Source organism: Streptomyces spongiae (assembly GCF_009377185.1).
GTDB classification, from domain to species: Bacteria; Actinomycetota; Actinomycetes; order Streptomycetales; family Streptomycetaceae; genus Streptomyces; species Streptomyces spongiae.
Map to the genome: position 1 here is coordinate 1 of NZ_VJZC01000971.1, position 2,122 is coordinate 2,122.

The following is a 2,122-nucleotide window of genomic DNA, read 5'->3' on the forward strand; positions in this document are numbered from 1 at the left end:
GGGGTAGGGCGGGGCCGCGGCGGTCAGAGCCTGCCCAGGCACAGGTCAGGGTTGGGCCAGGCACCGGTCAGAGCCGGCCCAGGCGCCGGTCAGAGCTGGGCCAGGGCCCAGAAACCCACCGCGAAGCAGGCCAGCGCGAGGAGAAGGACCGGTACGGCGACCTTGGCCGGCGGGCCCGGACGGCGTCGCGCGAGCCTTCTCGACCGACGTGGAACCTGCGGCGGCCGAGCGGTGTGTGAACCGGCGGCGACATGAGCGTGCTGCTGCACCGCGGTCGTCGGAGCCTGCGACGGGCCCTCGGTGGCCAGGCCGCCCAAGGGCAGGTGAGGCTGGGCGGAGGGCACCCCCGCGGCTTCGGAGTGGTGCGGAGCGTAGCCGGGGCTCCCGTCCGACAGTGCGGTCGGCGTGAGAGGAGTGGGCGGCTGCTCGGGCTGTTGAGAGGGGTGCGGCGGTGCCTGGTGCTGCGGTGCTTGGTGCTCCGCGTCACGCGTCGGCGCCTGGACAGGGACAGCGCTCATCTGGCCCTGCGGCGGCGGGAGGTGAAAGCTGCCGGTGTCCGACATCGTGGACGGCCGCGCGGGCTCGGGGTCGTGCTCGGGGCGCGGCGGTACGGCGAGGGCGGCGGACTCCGGCTGTGCGGCACCCGGGGCTCCCGGGGCACTGCCCCCGTACTCGGGCCCGGAGGGGCGTTCCTGGGCCCCCGTACCCGTCCCGTACTCCCACTGCGCCCCGCCCGGGCCGACCGGAGGTGGCGCGCTCCTGGGCATGGGCGGTGGTGTGGACGGAGGCCGGGGCACGGAGTTCGGGGAGGGCGGCGGCACGGCGCCCATGCCGTCGCTCGACGTGATCGGCGGTGGGTCGTGGGGCGGCATCGGCGTGACACCCGAGCCGCCCGACGGTATGACACCGGGGCTCGACCACGAGGGTGGCGCGTCAGGGCCCGTGCCCTGCGGGGAAGATGACCGGAAAGCGCTGCCACTGGCCGTATCCAGCCCCGAGGCCCTTCGGAGGGGCCCGTCCGGTCCGAACCCCTCGGGAAGCGGACCGAGTTGGTCGAAGACCTCCACCAACTCGTCGTCGGGGCCGGGCCCGGGAAGGAGTTCGACGGCGGAGGCGAGGGCCTTGCGGGCACCCGTGGCCGTGCGGAAGCGGGCGTTCGGGTCGGGCTGCAGAAGGGTGGCCACGACCTGCCAGAGGGGCTCCGGAACACCCTTCGGCGGCCCGGGCGTGCCCTGGTCGGCGAAGTACTCGATGAGTGCGCGCGCGTCGGGTTTGGCGCCCTCGAGGAGGTACAGGGCGACCAGGCCCACCGCGAACAGGTCCGCGGGGAAGTCGGGATCAGCACCCAGCATCTGCTCGGGTGCGAAGTAACCGGGCGTCCCCACCACGTAGTCGGTCTCGGTCAGCCGCGGCTCGCCCAGGCGCATGGCGATGCCGAAGTCGGACAGGCGCAGATGCGGCCGGGCCGTGCCGGTGGCCTCCAGCAGGACGTTGGCGGGCTTGATGTCGCGGTGCACCACGTCCTCCGCGTGCACCGCGGCGAGCCCGGAGAGGAGCTGGTCGAGGAGGGCGCAGACGAAGCTGGCCGGCAGAGGGCCGTAGTCGTTGACGAGGTTGACCAGCGAGCCCCCGGTGACCAGTTCCATGGTGAACAGGACCTGGTCGTCGTCCGCGGCCCAGCTGGTGGGCGCGAGCACATGGGGGTGATCGATCCGCAGGGCCTGTTCCCGTACGAAGCGCAGCAGGGAGTGCGCGTCGCGCTGCTGCAGGACCTTGGCCGCCACATAGCGGCGCCGGCGGTGGTCCCAGGCGCGCCAGACGGCACCGACTCCTCCGCGCCCGATCGGGTCGACCAGTTCGTACCGGCCGGCGAAGACCTCACCCATGGCTGTGCGTCGCTCCCCCTTCGGCTCCCCCCTCGGCTGGTTCCCCGCGCGAGCGCTACGGCTCCCTTCGGCCCGCTCGGGTGTTCGCGGATATTCGGCTTCCCTGCCCCGGCACGGCTTATGCGGTTTCCCGGGTTCCGGGTCGCCCGAGGACCCCGCTGCCCGCTGCTTCCGTCCGCTGCTTCCGGCCTCCGCGCTCCACTCGACTTTCCCCCTGCGCTTCCCTCCTCTACGCC

The 2,122-nt window shown here is 73.6% G+C and carries 1 protein-coding gene; it reads right to left on the minus strand.

Going from position 1 to position 2,122, the window contains the following annotated elements:
• Positions 1-89: 89 nt before the first annotated feature.
• Positions 90-1,886 (minus strand): serine/threonine-protein kinase, encoded by a 1,797-nt coding sequence (locus tag FNH08_RS49265; RefSeq protein WP_152778473.1) that lies wholly within the window; start codon positions 1,884-1,886, stop codon positions 90-92.
• Between the last annotated feature and the right edge of the window lie 236 nt (positions 1,887-2,122).

What these genes read in the sequence shown, in the direction of transcription:
- FNH08_RS49265 (WP_152778473.1), bottom strand. Translation starts at nt 1,886, where the DNA reads ATGGGTGAGGTCTTCGCCGGCCGGTACGAACTGGTCGACCCGATCGGG.